This is a genomic window from Enterococcus rotai (assembly GCF_001465345.1).
Taxonomy (GTDB): domain Bacteria; phylum Bacillota; class Bacilli; order Lactobacillales; family Enterococcaceae; genus Enterococcus_L; species Enterococcus_L rotai.
In genome coordinates, this window is record NZ_CP013655.1 from 423,460 (window position 1) to 441,807 (window position 18,348).

The window sequence follows — 18,348 nt, forward strand, 5'->3', positions numbered from 1 at the left end:
TTTTTTTATTATTAACTTTTTAATTGGCAACGAAAATAGGATTTCATCCCCAATTGAAAAGTAAATATCTTTATTTATTTAAAATGTAGTACCTGATGATCGTGATAAAACCGAAAACTGAGATTAGGAAAACAATAGAGACAAGCGGATTTTCACGTACAAAATTTAGAAATGCACCTATTTTAGGAACAACTATAATTTTTTTACCCACCACTTGTTTTGCACTAACTGGCACATCTTCTGCTAAATTGGCATCTCCTTGGGTAATATAGTAGGTTCCCTTAGTATCGCCTAAATGATCCATCTTTTCTTTCACTCTATGAGTCAAAAATGCCTGACTCTTGATACTAGGACGAAATGTGATGATATCTCCTACTTCAGCCGAATCTCCAGCAATGTTTTTTACGATGATCACATCACCAGAATGAAAGCCTCCTTTTTGTTTTTCAGGATCTCTCGGTACCATTGAATCTGTTAAAACACCGAAAAAACGATAACCCATAACACTTTTGTCAGCATTTTTAGTCGTTGCAAAAATAATCGATCCAATAATCATAAATAAAATGAAACCGTAAAAAATAATGTTAAATAATAAAGTATAGACAGGATTTTTGGGTTTACGTTGTTGCGTCTTGTTTTTTGTTTTTTTAGAAGCAAGCTCTTGTTTTCTTTTGCTATTTTTAGCTTGCGGCTTCCTACTTTTAGGTTTTGAATGTTTAGAGACCTGTTTCTTATTTACAGATTGTTTTGCTGCTGATTTTGTGGTTCGCTTTTTTTTGTTTGGCTGTTGCTTCTTATTTCGCTCTTCCGCCATTTCCCTAAACCCTCACTTTGCCTTGTACTTACCAAAAACAATGATCCTTTACTTTTAACTATCAAGAAAAACAACTAACTCTATAAGCTTCAGAAATAAGCTTTCTGCTAATCGTTTTAAGTCATTTGAAGAGTCCAAAAAACTAATGATATTGAGAAAATCAACTAAAACGCAAAAAAGAAATACGTTTGAAAGGATAAACCCCTTCACAACGTATTTCTAGACTGTTTCCTCTAAAAAAAATAGCAAGCGTTTCGGCTCTATAAAAATCATTAGTTTATTATAGAGAAAACTGAAAGTCAATAGTATTTAAAAATATTTTTTACTCTTTGTTTTCAGAGTATCAATGGGGGTGATCCAAATGCTTGCGCTAACTTTATTCAGCTCTTTAAATTGCTGAATAAGTGATCAATTTTATCATTCATTATTATGAACAGAAAAGTAACTATTAATACAGTAGAGGTGTTTATACATGGCAGTGATTGGTTATATGCGTGTCAGCACGCATCAGCAAAAATTTGATTCTCAACAAAAGGCTCTTGAACGATATGGTGTAGATTTTATTTACAAAGAACGAGAAAGTGGCAGAAAAACATCTAGAAGCGAACTAAATAAGGTTTTGGCCTGTTTAAAATCAGGAGATACATTGGTTATTTTTAAGCTTGATCGATTATCTAGAGGCACCAAACAACTGTTAAGTTTGTTAGAGGAATTTGATCGAAGAAATATTCATTTTGTCAGTATTCAAAATAATATTGATACTACAACTGCAATGGGACGATTCTTTTTCACCGTAATGGGGGCTTTCGCTGAAATGGAAGCAGAATTGATTCGTGAAAGAGTGATGGCAGGCCTTGATGCTGCTAGAGAAAATGGTAAGCAGCTAGGACGTCCACCACGCACAAAAGAAGTTAATGAAGCAATGGCGCTTTATACTAATTCAGACTTATCTGTTCCGGAAATTGCCAAAAGATGTAATGTCTCGGTCCCGACAGTCTACAATCATATTAGAAAACAAAACTTACTCAGGAAGGTCAACTAACACACAACTAGCACATAAAAATGCAATGAAAAACTAAGAACAACGATTTACCTTATTACTGACAGTACATAAAAAATAGACCTTTGGGAGAAATATAACAGAATTAAGACATTTATTTGATAGAAAGGTAACAGATTACTCCTTCTTTTTTTTGCTAATCTATTAATAGAATTAACAGCGCTGTTGATTTATTAACAAAATAAAGGAGAGATGTTTTATGGCAAGTATTGAAGCAATGATTAAATGGATGAAAGATAGAGAAGGAAAAGTAACTTATAGTATGACTAATAGACTTGGTCCAAATAGTTATGACTGTAGTTCGTCGGTCTATTTTTCATTGATCGCAGGTGGCTTTTTGCCAAGTGGAAGTATGGGAAATACAGATACTTTATTTGGAGATCTAGAAAGAAATAATTGGCGGCAAGTGGCTCCTGTAAACGGAAATTATAGGGTTCAAAGAGGAGACGTCTTTATCTGGGGAGCTCGCGGAGCTTCTGGAGGAGCTTCTGGACATACTGGTATTTTTGTTGACAGTGTAGATAATATCATTCATTGTAATTATGGCTATAATGGTATCACAACAAATAATCATGATGTCATTTGGGGCTATAATGGAAGACCACCAATTACAGTGTACAGAAGTGCAGCTGCAAAGCCAGAACCACCAAAATTACCAACTAAAAATCCTGAACAGCCAATTAAAAAAGGGATTAATTACGAGACTCATGTAAGTAAAGTAGGCTGGATGAACAATGTAGCCAATGGCGCTTTATCAGGATCAACTGGTTACAATTTACCAGTAGAAGCGGTAAAAATACTTTTCAAAAACAATCAGATTCAAGCTTCTGTTTCATATCGTGCCCATGTATCCAGTATTGGGTGGATGCCTTGGGTAAAAGACGGACAGCTTGGTGGAACAACTGGACAATCAAAAGCGGTTGAGGCAATCCAAGCCAAATTAACTGGAGAAGCAGCAAACTACTACAATTTAGAATATCAAGCTCATGTTGCTGATAAAGGGTGGATGAGCTGGGTGAAAGATGGTGCAACAGCCGGAACAACTGGGCAAAAGAAAAGCCTTCAAGCATTGAAAATGAAACTCGTTCGTAAACCAATTGATCAGGGAACTAGTCAACCTACAACAAAAGGTGTGTCATATCGAATGCATTTAGCCAATGAAGGCTGGCTTGGTTATGTTACTAATAACCAAATGGCTGGAACAACTGGTCTAGGAATTGAAAGCCAATGCTTAGAAGTTTATGTAGACGGTAAGAAAGAAAATGTACAAATTGATGCTCACGTGGCAGAAAAGGGTTGGTTGACAAATACAGGTGGCACAACAGGACAAAAATTATCCTTGCAAGCCGTTAAACTCAAACTAAAAAATGGCTTAGAAAAACAATACGATATTTCTTACCAAGTACACGTGTCAGAAAAAGGTTGGATGAGCTGGGTTAAAAATGGTGCCGTAGCCGGAACAACTGGTCAGAAATTAGCAATCCAAGCGATTCGAATTAAACTTACAAATAAATAAACATTCTGGAAAATAAAAAAAAGCATGCCACATTATTATTAAAAATTAATACCTTCACACACCAAATATAACAAAACACACGGATGAGACAAATGTTATGATGGCAATAAGCCACATAACATTTGTCTCATCCTCTTAGTTTTAAAGCATCAGCCAATCAGTTTCAATCCAATAACGGATACTAAAATAATCCCAATAAAAACAATTCTACGCCAGTCTTTCGATTCACCATAAAAAATCATCCCTAAAATAGCACCCCCAGCGGCCCCGATACCTGTCCAAATAGCATAAGAAACGCCCATTGGCAAAGTTTTCATCGCTAAATAAAGAAAAATGAAGCTACTGCCAAAGGTCAGGAATAATAAGCATAACGACATTTTATCTTTATTTTGATTAAAGCGATTGATCGATCCAACCCCTAGCATCTCAAAAATGCCTGCAATAATTAAAAATAACCAACTCATTTTTGATTTGCTCCTTTCTCACCCGTTACAAATTTCAAGCCCATTACACCAATCAGTAATACTACGATCAAGAGAATTTTCGACACTTTAAATTCTTCACCAAAGAAGAGAATCCCTGTGATCACCGTCCCCGCCGTACCTAAACCAACAAAAACTGCATAAGCCGTTCCAACAGGCAACGTTTCACCTGCTTTGATCAAGGCGTAAAAGCTGATAAGAATACAGACTGCTGTCAATAAAATTTCCCACCACGTACTACTATGTTTCATTCCAATGACCCATAAAACTTCAAAAAATGCGCCAATCATTAATTTAATCCAATCCTTGTTCATGAAAAAACCTCCTAATTTTAAAAACGGTAACAACGTTCCGTTCCGCTTCACCTTATACTTTTCAACATCCAACCAAAGAAAAAAAGTGCCAATCAACAATTCCATCTATGGCCTAAGAATTGTCGATTCACACTTTTACTGATAAATAGCCGGCGCAGTTTATCAAAAGTTGTTTGATTTAATTTTATTCTATTGATTCGTTGAAACTGTTTCTCATTCTACTCCACAATCTAGAATTTGGCAATAGAATTTTTCTCTATTATTAATTAAAAAATTCTTAATATTCTTCTTCATTTCCCTACAAGACAAGCTTAAACCCCATTTTTATACCGAAATAAATACATAAATGTCTAAAAATTCAATCATTTTACTCGATTTTTTTCCATCTATCTTTCTGAAAATCTTTTTTGTTTATATAAAAAGCTGATTGAATCAACTTTTTATGAACATTTATATCTCATGATTTTGTAAATCTAAGCAACATATGATACACTTACTTTATCAAAAAAAGATTCCTAGTGAATCAGTCAACGTTGATATTACTTACTTTAGGCGGTAGTAATGTCAACGTCTTTCTTTTGTCTATACAAATTATACCACACTAAAATCTTTTTGAAAATATCCATAGACTTAGCGTAATAAAAAGAACCCACCTCATTTGAGGTGGGTATAATTTTTATCTTTATGCTAAAGCGCCCATTGGATCCCAAGGTGCTAGAACGGTTGGTTCTTGTTTCCAAACTTCTTGTAATTCTTTCGATAATAACTCTTTACGAATAACGATTTGATACGTATATTCATCCATCCAAGCATCACTCATCACAAAAAATCCTTTATCGCCGACTTTTTCTCCCCAGCTATTTTCTACTTTCCATTTAGTTGAAGTCCCATCGATTACATCGACTCCTGTTAAAACCATCGCATGGGTCATTAGACTTTCACCGAAATCCAAACGTTGTGCTTTCGTCATCGTGAAATCGATATCAAATAAATCATTCATATCATAAGCGTCTAGAGACATAATTCCACTATCTCTAGTTGAAGATTGACCAACATCACAGCCAAACCAAACAGATTCACCTTGTTCTAATTGAGCTACAGCAAGTTTCTTAAAGGTGCTCATATCCACATTGATATACTTCACTTCTTTACCGCCTACGACATTGCCTAGCATTTCTACTGTGTAGGTTTGATTGTAAGGTTTATCCGCTGTGGGTGCATTGATCACACTTACATAGTCATCCAGGTTAACACCTACATATTTTTCATAGAATGATTGAGGCGTCAATTTTTGATCTAAATGATAGCTTTTCTCTTCATCACGGTATTCAAAATCAAACGTCTCTGGAGGTGTCCCTAATGAAGTTGCTAGAAAATTATATACTTCCTCTAACATTGTTTCTTTAACCGATTGAACTTCAGCTGCTGATTTTCCAGCCGTTATCAACTCACGCAAAATCGTTGCGTCTTTTCTTAGTTTTTTGTTTAGGTAATTGTTTAAGTCTCTAGAATTTGAGCTATTGCTACTTTCTGGCATAGCTGTTTTTGGCACTACACCATATTTTTGGAAAAGAGATACGATCATATCCCATTGTCCACCATCTTGCTGTGGTGTTGCTAATAAGAATGCAACCTTTCGGCTATCTAATTCTTGATCTGCTGTCGCGATGATATTCTCATAGAAATAATTTGATTTTTCGTACTTATCCCAGAAAAATGTATAGTTTTGAGAAAGTTCAAAATCTTTTAAGTTGAAGCTATTGATCATTTTGTGTCTAAAAGTGTTTAAGGCTGCAAACATCCAGCAACGTCCGCTTTGTTTTTGGTTGGCTACTTTTCCTGTGGCAATATCGACAGAAAATACTGGCACATTATTTACTTCAGACTGTTGATTTTGAGCAGAAGCTGTGATGCCATTTTTGACAACGCCACGTTGTAAGGCGTTTAGTTTATTATTTTCTATGAAACTATCATGAAATTTTTGTGTTACAGTTGGTTCGATCACTGACATATTGATTCATCCTTTCGATTATAAGGTTAGTTCCCATTGTCATTATATGCCTGAATCTTCAATCACTCAAGTTTTTGATAAGATAAATTTGCATTTTTGCATTACGTGTATTATTATATGTAATACAAAGGAACGAAAAAGAGGTGATAATATGTTATTGGAGATAGATACTCAAAATCAAATGCCGATTTATCAACAGATTTGTAATCAATTGATCCTTGGGATTGCTACAAATAAGTTGAAGCCAGGTGAAATTTTACCTTCTGTTCGACAAATGGCTGATGAAATCGGAGTCAATATGATGACTGTTTCAAAAGCTTATACTTTATTGAAAAATGATGGGTATATTTTAACTGATCGTCGAAATGGAACGAAAGTAGCCGAAAAACAACCGCTGGATCCACCTTTTTATACACGTTTTTTAAAGGAACTGGAATTATTGCTAGCCGAGGCTTCTATTCATCAATTATCTGAAAAAACAATCCAAGCAGAAATCAAACAGATTTATCAAAAATTTGAACAGTAAAAGGTGTGTTGAAAATGAATTTCTTTCTATATTTACTACTTGTTGGGGTCAACTTTTTAATGGCATTAGCGGGTAGAATCCCTGCTAATCCACATAAAAATATTATTTTAGAAACAACTTTACCTAAAGAAAAACTTCAAGATGAACAAGTTCTAACGATTAGTAGAACTTACAAGAAACGGCTATTACAGTGGGCCTTTATTTTCTCTGTCGCTGCGCTTCCGATCCTTACCATATCGTATGATTCATTGACATTGATTTATTTTTTAGTAATGATCTTTGGCTTTATTGGCACCTCATTTTATTTACAGGTCATCTATATTCGTAAAATGACGACTGTTAAAGTCCAAAATAATTGGGTTTTACCTACAAGCCCACTCTTAGTTGATACCGCATTAGTGGCTAATAAAAATCGTAAATTAATTTCGATTTGGTGGTTTTTACCTAGTATTTTGATCACTCTTTTGGGTTGCATTTATTCTTTTACAACTCTTGGTTTGTCTAATGGGAACTGGATCATTGGTCTGATTTCACTGCTAATGTCAGCCATGTTTTTACTTTTTTATTATTTTATTGCACGGTTTCCTGTTAAGCCTTTAACATGTGATGAAACAATTAATCAACAAGTCAATGATCAAATGCGACATCATTGGTCTGTTTTAATGGCTGTTTCAGCACTAGTTTTGAGCCCGCTAGCGTTTATTTCTGTTAGCTCAGTTTCAATTCCTTATGAAAAAATGATGTTGTTTTCAGTGGGTTACGCTATATTTATTCTTGGCTTTGTCCTTTTCACTTTTTACTATTTATTTTCATCAAGAAAAAAACAGGATCAATTGATTGCACAAGCAAAGGAATATCGTTATAGTGATGAAGATCAATATTGGAAGTATGGCATTTATATTAATCCAAATGATAAAAGAATCATGATCCCGGACCGTGTAGGGATGAATATCTCTGTAAATTTAGGCCGACCAGCCGGGAAACTGGCTTTAGGGATAATCGGTGTTTTGGTTTTATTTTCTTTAATTGGAGCTAGTGTTCCAATGGTGATCAGTGATTTTTCTGCCAATCCATTTGAATTGAGCACATCACATAACGGGATCTCTCTATCTGCTCCTTTAAGTCAAAGTAGAAAAATCACTTGGGATGAGATTGAATCTGTAGAATTGATCAATACGCTTCCTAAAGATCGACTTAAACTATACGGGACAGCAACAGAAAATTATTTAACTGGGGAATTTCAACTCAATAATGAACCTGCCTATTTACTTGTTTTAGCAAATAAGAAACCGATTTTAGAAATAAAGACGAATGATAAGCTGTATTACTATACAAATAAAGACACAAAATTGACTGAAAAATACTATAAGGATATTCAAACGATTCGTGGGAAATAAAAAAAAGGTTGAGCTCTCTCTTAAGGGTCCAACCTTTTCTTTACTGTTATCTAGCTTCACGAGCTCGTTACGCTTTTATTTTTCCAATGTATTCTTGATCATACCCAATAATGTTTTCACATCATCGATCTTGTATCTACTATTTCTAGATTGATGATTGAACACTGTTACCTGTTCATCAAATACACAACTATACTGTTTTTCTAATTCTTGTCTGCTGAAAAATAAAACGGGTCGACTTTTAACTCGGATCGCTTCTTGATTAGTCAATAATTTATTCAAATCTTCACTAACGGTGTTTCTTGCTAAAGATAACACCTCACTGATTTTTTGAGCTGTATTCCCTTTCAATTGTTCCACTGTTTTTTGCTTTTTCGTTTGTTCAGCGAGAATATTGCCTACTTTTTCTAACCTGTGCATATCAGCTCACCTCATTTGTTTATTAAGAATTATTATACTTAATTGCTTGATAAGTTAATAAAGAAGATTATTTTGCTAAAAAATGCTCGATTCTGCAAATTATACTTTGACATATTTCTTTAATGTGATTAAACTAAGCTTAATGAATAGGAGTGAACAACTAATGACTGTATTCAGTTTAAGAAAATATCAAAAATCTGATTTAGAAAACATAATTGCTATATTTAACGGAACTGTTCAAGCAATCAATAAAAAAGATTATACACAACAACAGATCGAACAATGGGTACAGCTATCACCTGATTACGATAAATGGGATGCTGAACTATCGTCTAGTTATACAATGGTTGCATTAAACAGAATGGAAATCATCGGTTTCGGTAATATATCTGACACGGGTGAGCTTGGTTACTTGTATGTCGATAAAAAGTGGATTGGCTATGGCATAGGAAAAATGTTAGTCCAAGACTTAATGGATCATGCACTTAAAGCAGGAGCAAAAGAACTGATCGTTTATTCATCGATCACAGCGAAGCCTTTCTTTGAATCGTTTGGATTTGAGGTAGTGGAACAAAAAATCAATTACCGTAATGGTGTTTTGCTTATGAACTATTTGATGGTTTATCGTAAAGAGGCCAAGTAAGGATTTAACTTACTGAATTGTTTAGCAATACAAAATAGAGACATTCACTGGAAATTTCAGAGATGCCTCTATTTTGTCGTTTTTATTTATTTTTCAGTTATTATTTTCGATCTTGTTTTTCAAGTATTCAATCAGAGAACGATAATCAACCTTCAGATAATCTGTAACATCAAATTCGTGAAGTTCTCCTAACTGAAATTGATTATAACCTCTTGTGTTAATAATTTGTTTGAATCCTGCTTTTGTAATATGATTGTCTGCTTCGTTGCGATTTTCTAATTGATCCTGAAAATGGTAATGCGTCATCAAATGACTCAGATGTCGCTCAGGCTCTAAATCCCGTTTCTTTCTGCGTTCCCACAAGACTTCAAAATCAGCAACCAAACGGATCGTGATCACTTCATATCCATAAGTATCAGCAAATTGAGCGAGTTTATCTTTTTGTTTGTCACTAAATGGATACTCTGAAACGATCACCTGTTTTCCTGCATCCATATATAATTCTAAAACCCCATAATAAAAGTGCCAAACTCTTTGTTCCAACCGCTGCTTTTCATCAAGCGTATCAAATCCAACTGAATCAGCAAACAATTCCTTCCCTTCATCTGGTGTGATCAAAAATATGTCTGGAATCTGTTCTTGGATTTTTTGGATCAAATAGGTTTTCCCTGTTGCGGGACTACCTGCAAGTAAGATTAAAAATTTTTGCATCCAATCCTACCTCATACCAAGTGGGCTGTCCACATTCATAAATAACCCTATTTTATGTTTGACGATTTCATGACATACTTCATTGGCAGGAATTACATTGTATCGTAACGACTTATTAATGGCTGTCGCTTCAAATGATTCTTTCGCCGTTTTAGTCCAATTAACCAAAAGTTCTGTCCCCACATTGAATTTTCGGATACCGTTATTGATCAGCTCTGGGTAGTCTTCTTCTTTTACACCAGTTCCTCCGTGGATTACAAGGGGAATATCAACCGTGGCATGAATCTCTTTTAACAACGGTAAGTTGACTTCTGTTTTAGACTTAAATTGACCGTGATTGGTTCCAATCGCAATTGCTAAAGCATCAATTCCTGTAGCTTCTACAAAAATACGGGCATCTGCTGGTTTTGTGTAGACTTTGTCATTTTCCTCTACATGAATTCCTTCCTCTGTGCCTCCGATCGTTCCTAATTCCCCCTCAACAGAGACTCCTCGTGGATGGGCATATTCTACCACAGCTTTCGTTTTCAAAATATTTTCTTTAAACGGTAAATGAGATCCATCATACATTACAGATGTATACCCTTGATCGATTGCCTCTTTGATATCATCAAAATTTCTTGCATGGTCTAAGTGAAGAACTGCATCTACCATTTCTCTGTCAGCCATCGTTTTCACTACAGAAACTAACACATCATAACCAATATATTTCGCTGTATCCACACTGGTTTGAATAATAATCGGAGCACCCATTTCTTTCGCTGCCCGAATCATTTCCGGCAACATTTCTAAATTATGAGCGTTAAAAGCACCTACGGTAAAATTTAATTCTTCTGCTATTTTTGTGACTTCTTTTAAGGTTGTATACATGTGTTTCTCCCCAATCTTTTCAATTTTACTGACCGCTGATCGTAACTTGTTTAGCGATTTTTCGCATGTCATCCATTTTATTCATCCATTTATCAATGCCGGCATCATCCCCATTTTTTGCTGCTTCTGCACGTTTTTGATTGTACAAACTCATTAATTTTTTATAACCTGCGCCAATACTATTTTTATAGGACTGACTTTTCTCTAACGCTACGATTGCTTCGTCTATTTCACTAAGTTGTGCCAATAACAAGCCGACTTCTTCATATTTTTCAGCGAACACACTATCTATTGGTTCTGATGATGCAATTTCTACAGTAAGTTGTTCTATTTCTTGGCGTAATTCTTCTTTTTGTTCTTCTGTTAAAGTCTCGTCTACTTCTAGTTTGACAGGCTTTGTTTTTTTCTTTTTTAGAAAATCAAACATCGTTTCACTCCTTTCCTAAAAGGCCTTCATGATCGGGCTAATGATCCAAGCATATAAAAGTGCTGCCGTAACTGTATCCACATCTGTTGCTGTAGCATTGACAAAGCCCATGCTATTGAAAATCGTCACTAATAATGCAGGCAATAATGTGATAAAGAATCCATGTGCGATTCCGCCGATGATCGCACCACGTCTACCACCCACTGCATTCCCGAAAATCCCTGCAGTGCCGCCTGCAAAAAAGTTCGTTAGCATTCCAGGTAAAATCATCGCTAAGCCAAATGTTGGTAAAATAAACATCGCAAAAACGGCACCGATTGTTGTCGTAATAAATCCTAAAATCACAGCATTTGGGCTATATGGAAAAAACACTGGACAATCTAAAGCTGGAATAGCGTTTGGCACTAGTTTCATTGCAATCCCTCTAAAGGCTGGAACGATTTCTCCAAGTAGTAAACGAACACCTGCTAACAAAACATATACGCCGACGACAAATTGAATCGCTTGTAAGAAAGCAAACATGATATAGTTTTGATTGCCAGACAAGGTTGCTGCAAATGTTTCACCTGCAAATAATACGGTCACGATATATAATGGCACCATCACAACCATCACAGATAAATACGTATCTTGAAGAAACTCAAAGGATTTCGGCAACTTAAGATCTTCCACAGACTTCTTATTTTCACCACGTTCGCCAAAAATCCAGGCAACGCCTGCTTCAAATAGATACCCAATCGTACAAAAATGACCTAGTGCAATATCATCTGATCCTGTTATTTTCCGGATGAACGGCTGTGCGATTGCTGGCATTGCCACCGCAAAAACACCACCAATAAATCCACCAACCACAATCAACGCAATCCCGCGAAGTCCAGCAAAGTAACCAAATACTGTTGTCATCGTTGCCATCCACAAAATAGCTTGCCCTGTTAAAAAGATATATTTCCATTTTGTAAAGCGGGCAATTAAAATGTTGAATACAAAAATTGCTAAAAATGTTAATGCGATATCCCGACCGAGTCCAAGTTCATTCATTGCTTGTCCATTAATCGCTTCAATGGAAGGAATGATTCCTTGCATATGAAATCCTTTAGTAAAAATCTCACCAAAATAAGTCAAACTTCCTACAATAATACTAGAACCTGCACTTAACACTTGAAACCCTAACAACGTTTTTAATGAACCAGATAACACTTGACCAATCGATTTCTTTTGTAAAATCAAGCCCAACATAGCAATCAAGCTGATCGTAATCGATGCCTGCGTCAAGATATTCTCGATGATAAAATTAACTACCCCCATGATATAAGTCCCTCCATTTATATTTTAGTCGCTAAATAGCGCCTTTTGCTTGTAAAACTGGTGTGATTTTTTCATCTATTTCAGCTTTTGACACAATATTTTTCAGATAAATGATGGCTGTTTTTTCTTCGTCAATCGTAAATTTTTCAAATTGTGTTTGAAAGTTTTGAGCTGTAATAATAATATCGGGATTCATCGAAACTGCCGATGAAATATCTGTATGCTCCAGTTTCGCTTCGACTCCTTTCTGGTTTAATACATCTTCCGCTGCCATTTGTGCTGCAAAACTACTGCCTAATCCTGCTCCGCAAACAAATAAAATCGTTAGTTTTTTCATAATAATTCGCTCCTGTCATTTTTATTGTTTAGTTTCATTTAGCGCATCTTCATATAAAATTGTTTCAAAATCAGCTACAGTGGTGCATTGAGCCAAGCGATCGATTTTCGTTTCATCGTTGATCAATTCGATCAAGCTTTTCATAATATTTAAGTGGGAAAAAGAGTCCACTGCTGCGAGACAAAAAATGATTTTCACTGGATCATTTTCTTCATTGCCAAACACAACTGGTTCTGCCAATGTCGCCACGCTAATTCCTAATTTGTTTACCCCATCTTCGGGTCTTGCATGGGCTAGCGCTAGATGTTTTCCCATCACGATATATGGACCAAATTCTTTAACAGAGGCGATCATCGCGTCTATATACGATTCTTCAATAGCGTTTTCTTTCAATAAAGGACATGCTACTCGTTGAATCGCACTCTCCCAATCAGGACATTTTTCTAATAACAAAATATCACTTTTCTTTAAGACATCTTTTAGCATTGGCTGCAGCTCCCTTTTATTTATCTTTAAATGATTCTGATCAAAGGTTTTTTCTAGATTTTTATAAATTTCATTGGAGATCATTCCCCCACTTTCTTTGATCAAGTCAAGGACACGGTAAAACAATTCAGTAGAATCAGTGTCATTATTTATCAAGCGCTTATATTGTTTATTTTGTTCTAAAAAAGCTTGGATATTTTTTCGACTCTCTACTTTGATGATTGGATCGACGACTAATATTGGTTTTTCAGGATAGGTTAAACTCAGCGTTGAAAAAATCAAATCAACATCTAACTTTTTGATCAAGTCCATTTCTCCTGTACTTAAAACAGCTAGCACGTCAATATTGAATAGTTCTTTTAAATGCTCGGCTAATAATCGACCCGTTGCCGTACCATGATTACAAATGACAACCGCTTTATAGGTATAGGTCAACTCTTGATTGATCGCACTTACAGAGGTAGAAAAATGAATAGTTAAAAAGGCCATTTCGTCCTCACTTAGCTCATTTTTAGTAATGGCTTCAATCGTTGGTGCAAATTTCTCAATCGCAAAATAGATATTGCCGTAATATCGTTTTACCGTTTCCTTTAAAGGATTTAAAATTTGAATTTCACTTTTTACCCGACTAATCAGGCCCGCCATATGCCGATATAATCCCTCATGGAGTGATTCTTCTTTTTTGGAAAAAGGAATTTTAGTCGTTTGTTCCACAAATTGAATGAGTTGAATCGATAATACTTGTGCTTGGACCCACTCTACAGAATTTCTGATACTTCCAGTGTTGAAGGTTTCCAGCATGAAACTAATATAGTTTATTTCAGAACTGGGCGGTCTCACTGCAAGCGTGCGGCAAAGCCGATCGATAAAAGTGTGAAGCTTATTTTGACCGTTCTCGACTACTTCCCAAGAAGAATTCACAATCAATTCCTGTCTTAAATAACGGCTTAGCCAAATCGCTGTAAACATGACTAGTTGATTTCGGTAAAGGTCTTCTCGTGAAGAAATCGTCTGATGATAGATCTGGTCGATTTTTTTCAATATCTGCTTAGGGATATACCGAAATAGATGTTTTTCTGAATTACTCAAGCCTGATTCATTTCCCTCAAGAAATCGTAAACTATCAATGGATTGGTTGATCACATCGTAAATCATGGTTCGAATAGTCCGTTCAGATCCTTTTAAAATAATTCCTTGTTTCGGAATGCTCAACACCTCGATACCGTATTCCAAAAGAATCGTTCTAACTCTACGCATGTCTTCATCCATTGTACTTTTCGAAATTTGATAGTCTGATTCTTTTTGATATAAAAACACAGGCTGTTCTGATAACGAAAAAGCTAAGATCAAGTCAAAAATTCGTTCTTCTCGATTTAAATAGTTGAATTCATTTTTTTCATCAAGACATGCATCCAACAATTCACGTTCCTTTTGTTCAAGGTTTAAACGCATCCCTCTGTTTCGAATCGTTTTGATTTCGGGCAAGTTTCGTTCATCAAGAAATGCGTTGATTTCTTTGATTTCATTTCTAAGTGTTCTATTACTGATGCGAAAATCTTCGCTTAACTCGCTAAGAGTCAAAGGATAATCCGACCAAATAAAGCGCTTAAATATTTGGATTGTTCGATCTTTCATCTGTTTCTCTCCTTGCTTGATTTCATTATATAGTGGTGTGACACAATTGATTAGTGGAGATTGTTGCAACATTTATCGGCAAAAATGTAAGCGTGAACATTTTTTGAAAAATAACTAGTTGCAATTTTAGTATACAAAAAAGAGTGATACAAAACTGATTTAGTTTTGTATCACTCTTCAAGTTAGGATCAATATTCTTTTGCCGTAGCTAGCTTTTTAAGCCACAGTAAATTTAGTTTCTGATAATGCATTTTGTAACTCATTATTTGAGATTTCTCTATCACTTGTGACAGATGCTGATTTTTTTTCTAAGTCAACTGTTGCAGATTGAACACCTGCAATTTTTTCAAAATTTTCTTTGACGATGTTTACACATCCATCACATTTCATTCCGTTGATCGTTACTGTTTTTTCCATTGTAAAACACTCCTTATTGTTGTTTGTATGTTAATGGTTTAATGAACAAGGTGACACTGACATTGGCCAGGTGTACAGTTACAAGGTACGACATCGACTGCTGACTTGCGTTTTTCTTTCAGTAGTGCTTCCAGTTCATCAATGTCGTCAAAGCTTAATAAACTTTCAGCGATGATTGATTCAAGAACCTTCCCTACTTTTTTACTGCAAACTTTCGTCAACATTTCTTCCGAAAGTACTTCGATACTTTTACGCTCTTCGACTAAAGGAAAGTAAGTAAATTTATTGCCATTACGTTTCGTTCCAAGCATCCCTTTATCAACTAAGCGACTTAATAATGTTTTGACCGTGGTACTTTTCCATTCAGTCTTTTCATTTAGGATATCGGTCACTTCTTTACTCGTCGTCTCCTCTGTGGCCCATGCAACGCGCATGACTTCCCACTCTGCGTCAGTGATGTTCAAAGCTTTTTTCTTCTCTGACATAAAAAGTCTCCTTTTTATTGTTTTCTCGTTGTAGCGTCAGAACAACTACACACGTAGTCGAACCTTGTATTTATAATAGCTCTTTTTTTGGTCTTTGTCAAAGAGAAAATTTTAAGATGAAATAAAATAAGTGTGCAGCTATCTAAATAGCCACACACACTTATCTCACTTTATCTAGTTTTATATGTTGTATACACCATATCATTCTTCACATAAACCTGATCTACTTTCAAATTGACCGGTCCATTGAATTCATTAAATAAACGAATCCCTTTCCCTAAAAACGTCGGAATTGTCGTAAGAATATAAGTATCAATCAAATTGGCTTCCACTAAAGGTGCAATAATACTTGCTCCGCCAACGACCCAAATCGCTTCACCTTCTTGCTCTTTCAATTCTTGAATCAGCTCAACAGGTCCTTGACTTGTAAAGAATAGCTTTTCGGTATTTTCATCTGGATGACTTGTGATAATATAAGATGATTGTTCTTCATATGGATATTGATCGACCGCCAATTCATTTACTACTTGATCATAAGTCGTTCGGCCCATCACCACTGTATCGATCTTTTCCATCAATTCTTGATAACTAGTATCCTCTTCCACTAATTCAATCCCGCCACCTAAAAAATCAATACTGCCATCTGCTTCAGCAATATACCCATCAACGCTTGCTGCAATGTATAAAATAACTTCTCTACTCATAAAAAACCTCCTAATTTTAAAAAGCTGAACGAGCTCGTGAAGCTAGATAATACTAAAATACGTCACTTCCTCGAACTATCTATTCTACCTGTTTTATCACTTTCGTCAACTAGTTTGTTTAAAAAAGAAGCATAATTGAAAAGAATAATATTTCTTCTTTCAACTATACTTCGTTTCTTAACATTGCTTCGTATCCATCTTTTAAAATAGCCTGTCTTGTTGTTTCGCCTAAACAGTATAGCGTCGGCATTTCCCTTAAATCAACTTCTCTAAATACCGATAAAAATCGTTCCCACAAAGACGGACTTGCTAGATAAACTGCCGGTAGTTTTTTATCCATTAAACGTTTTTGCAGCAACAATTGATTTTCTTTTGGAAAGCAATTATCGTAAAGGATTGGCGTGAATAACCGATGTCCTTTATTGACTAGTTCTGCTTCACCAAAGCGATTGGCTAAATTGCTTTTGGGGTAAAATATCATAGTTGGTTTTAAATAACAAGCTGACCAAGTCTCAAACAAGTTTTTTTTCGTTGCATATGGGGCTTGGAACGTTGTCTCTATATCATTAGCTAAGAGAACTTGAGCAGTCTTCTTTCCAATTACAGCGAACTTTTTCATTTCAACATCTTTTCTACTGATTTGCTGAAAAAAAAATTTGGCTGCGTGTTGACTCGTTAAAAAAATCCACTCACTTTGTTTCACCATCGTTTTAAATGATTGATCTAACGTTCTCTTTTCCAGCGCAATCAATGGGATTTCAACCGTTTCAAATCCTCTTGCCTGAAAGTATGACCGATCCTCCGCATTGTCTTCTACCAAACGAGTTAAAAGAATCGTATTCATAGTGAATCCCGCTCCATTTCATTTAGTAACGCTATCGCTATCTGCTTTCCAATGCCGTTTATATCTTGGACAGTTATACTTTTGATAAAGGACTGTTCTAACTCTTTATCTCCTAAAAATCCTGAAAACTGATAGCCATTTTGTTTTTGAACAGCGAAAGCTCCAATAGGAATATCGCAATTTCCATTTAACATCGCCAAAAAATCACGCTCTTCCATGACTAATTTTCTTGTTAACGAATCATCGATTGGGTTTAAAAAATCGTTCATCTCTTGATCTTGACTACGACATTCTACAGCTAAAGCGCCTTGTCCTACAGCTGGAATACACTGCTCACAGCTTAAAACAAGATAAGGATGTGTAGGTTCATCAAACCAATTCAATCGTTTTAAACCAGCTACTGCTAAAACAATGCCATCTAGATTTTGTTCTTCCATCCGTTTCAAACGCGTTCCTACGTTCCCTCGAATCGATTCCACTTGAATATCTTCCCGTAAATTTTTCATTTGAAATTCTCGCCGCAAACTACTCGTTCCAATTCTAGCACCGTTGGGCAACGCCTCTAAAGAATTCACTTCTCTAAAAATCAAACAATCAGCCGGATCGCTTCTCTCTGGAATCGCAGCTAACGTCAATCCATCCGCGACTTTTGCTGGCATGTCTTTTAAACTATGGACCGCAAAATCGATTGAGCCTCTCAATAAAGCCTGTTCTACTTCATTGATGAATAATCCCTTCCCGCCAATTTTAGACAAACTGACTGAAAGCATTTGGTCTCCTTTGGTCGTCATCGGGACGATCTCAACTGGAAAATCACCATGAACTTCTTTCAGTAAATCTATTACGATCATGGTTTGCTTCATTGCTAAAGGACTATTTCTGGTGCCGACACAGACGGTTTTCATTCAACTTACTTCCTTTTTCTTTTCTTATCTTTTCATCAT

Annotated in this window: 21 protein-coding genes; 5 read left to right on the forward strand and 16 right to left on the reverse strand. The window is 35.6% G+C overall.

The genetic code is table 11. The annotated features are described in order from the left end of the window. Nucleotides 1–70 precede the first annotated feature (70 nt). Nucleotides 71–814 (reverse strand): signal peptidase I, encoded by a 744-nt coding sequence (locus ATZ35_RS01980; RefSeq protein WP_208929062.1) that lies wholly within the window; start codon nucleotides 812–814, stop codon nucleotides 71–73. 472 nt (nucleotides 815–1,286) lie between these two features. On the opposite strand from ATZ35_RS01980, the gene ATZ35_RS01985 reads away from it, so the two are divergent. Together ATZ35_RS01985 and ATZ35_RS01990 are read left to right on the forward strand one after the other, a co-directional pair. Continuing rightward, entirely contained in the window at nucleotides 1,287–1,856 is a 570-nt protein-coding gene (locus ATZ35_RS01985; protein ID WP_208929086.1) for a recombinase family protein, read from the forward strand. Between the two features lie 217 nt (nucleotides 1,857–2,073). Next, nucleotides 2,074–3,390, forward strand: coding sequence for a peptidoglycan amidohydrolase family protein (locus ATZ35_RS01990; RefSeq protein WP_208929088.1), 1,317 nt, complete (start codon nucleotides 2,074–2,076; stop codon nucleotides 3,388–3,390). Nucleotides 3,391–3,539: 149 nt separating this feature from the next. Here ATZ35_RS01990 and ATZ35_RS01995 read toward each other — a convergent pair whose 3' ends face one another. The 3 genes from ATZ35_RS01995 to ATZ35_RS02005 all read right to left on the reverse strand — a co-directional run bounded on the left by ATZ35_RS01995 (nucleotide 3,540) and on the right by ATZ35_RS02005 (nucleotide 6,197). Continuing rightward, a complete protein-coding gene (locus tag ATZ35_RS01995; RefSeq protein ID WP_208929090.1) occupies nucleotides 3,540–3,854 on the reverse strand; it encodes a DMT family transporter in 315 nt (104 codons plus the stop codon). Further along, complete coding sequence (locus ATZ35_RS02000; protein ID WP_208929092.1) at nucleotides 3,851–4,186, reverse strand: DMT family transporter; 336 nt, start codon at nucleotides 4,184–4,186, stop codon at nucleotides 3,851–3,853. Before ATZ35_RS02000 ends, ATZ35_RS01995 begins: the two co-directional genes overlap by 4 nt. Nucleotides 4,187–4,868: 682 nt before the next feature. Continuing rightward, entirely contained in the window at nucleotides 4,869–6,197 is a 1,329-nt protein-coding gene (locus tag ATZ35_RS02005; protein ID WP_208929094.1) for a C1 family peptidase, read from the reverse strand. A gap of 151 nt (nucleotides 6,198–6,348) precedes the next feature. On the opposite strand from ATZ35_RS02005, the gene ATZ35_RS02010 reads away from it, so the two are divergent. Beyond that, nucleotides 6,349–6,723 carry a GntR family transcriptional regulator gene (locus ATZ35_RS02010; protein ID WP_208929096.1) on the forward strand — a complete coding sequence of 125 codons (375 nt, stop codon included), beginning with the start codon at nucleotides 6,349–6,351 and terminating at the stop codon, nucleotides 6,721–6,723. Nucleotides 6,724–6,737: 14 nt separating this feature from the next. Continuing rightward, nucleotides 6,738–8,120: a DUF5808 domain-containing protein gene (locus ATZ35_RS02015; RefSeq protein ID WP_208929098.1), complete on the forward strand. Its 1,383-nt coding sequence runs from the start codon at nucleotides 6,738–6,740 to the stop codon at nucleotides 8,118–8,120. Nucleotides 8,121–8,195: 75 nt separating this feature from the next. On the opposite strand, the gene ATZ35_RS02020 is transcribed toward ATZ35_RS02015, so the two are convergent. Continuing rightward, nucleotides 8,196–8,540 (reverse strand): hypothetical protein, encoded by a 345-nt coding sequence (locus tag ATZ35_RS02020; RefSeq protein WP_208929101.1) that lies wholly within the window; start codon nucleotides 8,538–8,540, stop codon nucleotides 8,196–8,198. 163 nt (nucleotides 8,541–8,703) lie between these two features. On the opposite strand from ATZ35_RS02020, the gene ATZ35_RS02025 reads away from it, so the two are divergent. Further along, entirely contained in the window at nucleotides 8,704–9,183 is a 480-nt protein-coding gene (locus ATZ35_RS02025; RefSeq protein ID WP_086278548.1) for a GNAT family N-acetyltransferase, read from the forward strand. A 93-nt stretch (nucleotides 9,184–9,276) separates the two neighbouring features. Here the strand turns inward: ATZ35_RS02025 and ATZ35_RS02030 are convergent, their stop codons facing one another. The 11 genes from ATZ35_RS02030 to hemC all read right to left on the reverse strand — a co-directional run bounded on the left by ATZ35_RS02030 (nucleotide 9,277) and on the right by hemC (nucleotide 18,309). After that, the gene (locus ATZ35_RS02030) at nucleotides 9,277–9,894 is read right to left on the reverse strand and encodes a P-loop nucleotide/nucleoside kinase family protein (RefSeq protein WP_208929104.1); all 618 of its coding nucleotides are present in this window, start codon (nucleotides 9,892–9,894) and stop codon (nucleotides 9,277–9,279) included. Nucleotides 9,895–9,900: 6 nt separating this feature from the next. Continuing rightward, the gene (locus tag ATZ35_RS02035) at nucleotides 9,901–10,764 is read right to left on the reverse strand and encodes a class II fructose-bisphosphate aldolase (RefSeq protein ID WP_208929106.1); all 864 of its coding nucleotides are present in this window, start codon (nucleotides 10,762–10,764) and stop codon (nucleotides 9,901–9,903) included. A 25-nt stretch (nucleotides 10,765–10,789) separates the two neighbouring features. Further along, nucleotides 10,790–11,191: a tetratricopeptide repeat protein gene (locus tag ATZ35_RS02040; protein WP_208929109.1), complete on the reverse strand. Its 402-nt coding sequence runs from the start codon at nucleotides 11,189–11,191 to the stop codon at nucleotides 10,790–10,792. A gap of 15 nt (nucleotides 11,192–11,206) precedes the next feature. After that, a complete protein-coding gene (locus tag ATZ35_RS02045; RefSeq protein WP_208929112.1) occupies nucleotides 11,207–12,496 on the reverse strand; it encodes a PTS sugar transporter subunit IIC in 1,290 nt (429 codons plus the stop codon). A 31-nt stretch (nucleotides 12,497–12,527) separates the two neighbouring features. Then, nucleotides 12,528–12,833 carry a PTS sugar transporter subunit IIB gene (locus ATZ35_RS02050; RefSeq protein WP_034701942.1) on the reverse strand — a complete coding sequence of 102 codons (306 nt, stop codon included), beginning with the start codon at nucleotides 12,831–12,833 and terminating at the stop codon, nucleotides 12,528–12,530. A gap of 21 nt (nucleotides 12,834–12,854) precedes the next feature. Further along, a complete protein-coding gene (locus tag ATZ35_RS02055) occupies nucleotides 12,855–14,954 on the reverse strand; it encodes a BglG family transcription antiterminator (protein ID WP_208929115.1) in 2,100 nt (699 codons plus the stop codon). A 216-nt stretch (nucleotides 14,955–15,170) separates the two neighbouring features. Continuing rightward, the gene (locus ATZ35_RS02060) at nucleotides 15,171–15,371 is read right to left on the reverse strand and encodes a heavy-metal-associated domain-containing protein (RefSeq protein ID WP_010766022.1); all 201 of its coding nucleotides are present in this window, start codon (nucleotides 15,369–15,371) and stop codon (nucleotides 15,171–15,173) included. Nucleotides 15,372–15,409: 38 nt separating this feature from the next. After that, nucleotides 15,410–15,856 (reverse strand): CopY/TcrY family copper transport repressor, encoded by a 447-nt coding sequence (locus ATZ35_RS02065; RefSeq protein WP_208929118.1) that lies wholly within the window; start codon nucleotides 15,854–15,856, stop codon nucleotides 15,410–15,412. Nucleotides 15,857–16,026: 170 nt separating this feature from the next. Continuing rightward, nucleotides 16,027–16,560 (reverse strand): dihydrofolate reductase family protein, encoded by a 534-nt coding sequence (locus tag ATZ35_RS02070; RefSeq protein ID WP_208929121.1) that lies wholly within the window; start codon nucleotides 16,558–16,560, stop codon nucleotides 16,027–16,029. Nucleotides 16,561–16,723: 163 nt separating this feature from the next. Then, nucleotides 16,724–17,404 (reverse strand): uroporphyrinogen-III synthase, encoded by a 681-nt coding sequence (locus ATZ35_RS02075; RefSeq protein WP_208929123.1) that lies wholly within the window; start codon nucleotides 17,402–17,404, stop codon nucleotides 16,724–16,726. Continuing rightward, nucleotides 17,401–18,309, reverse strand: coding sequence for a hydroxymethylbilane synthase (hemC, locus tag ATZ35_RS02080; RefSeq protein ID WP_208929126.1), 909 nt, complete (start codon nucleotides 18,307–18,309; stop codon nucleotides 17,401–17,403). Before hemC ends, ATZ35_RS02075 begins: the two co-directional genes overlap by 4 nt. Between the last annotated feature and the right edge of the window lie 39 nt (nucleotides 18,310–18,348).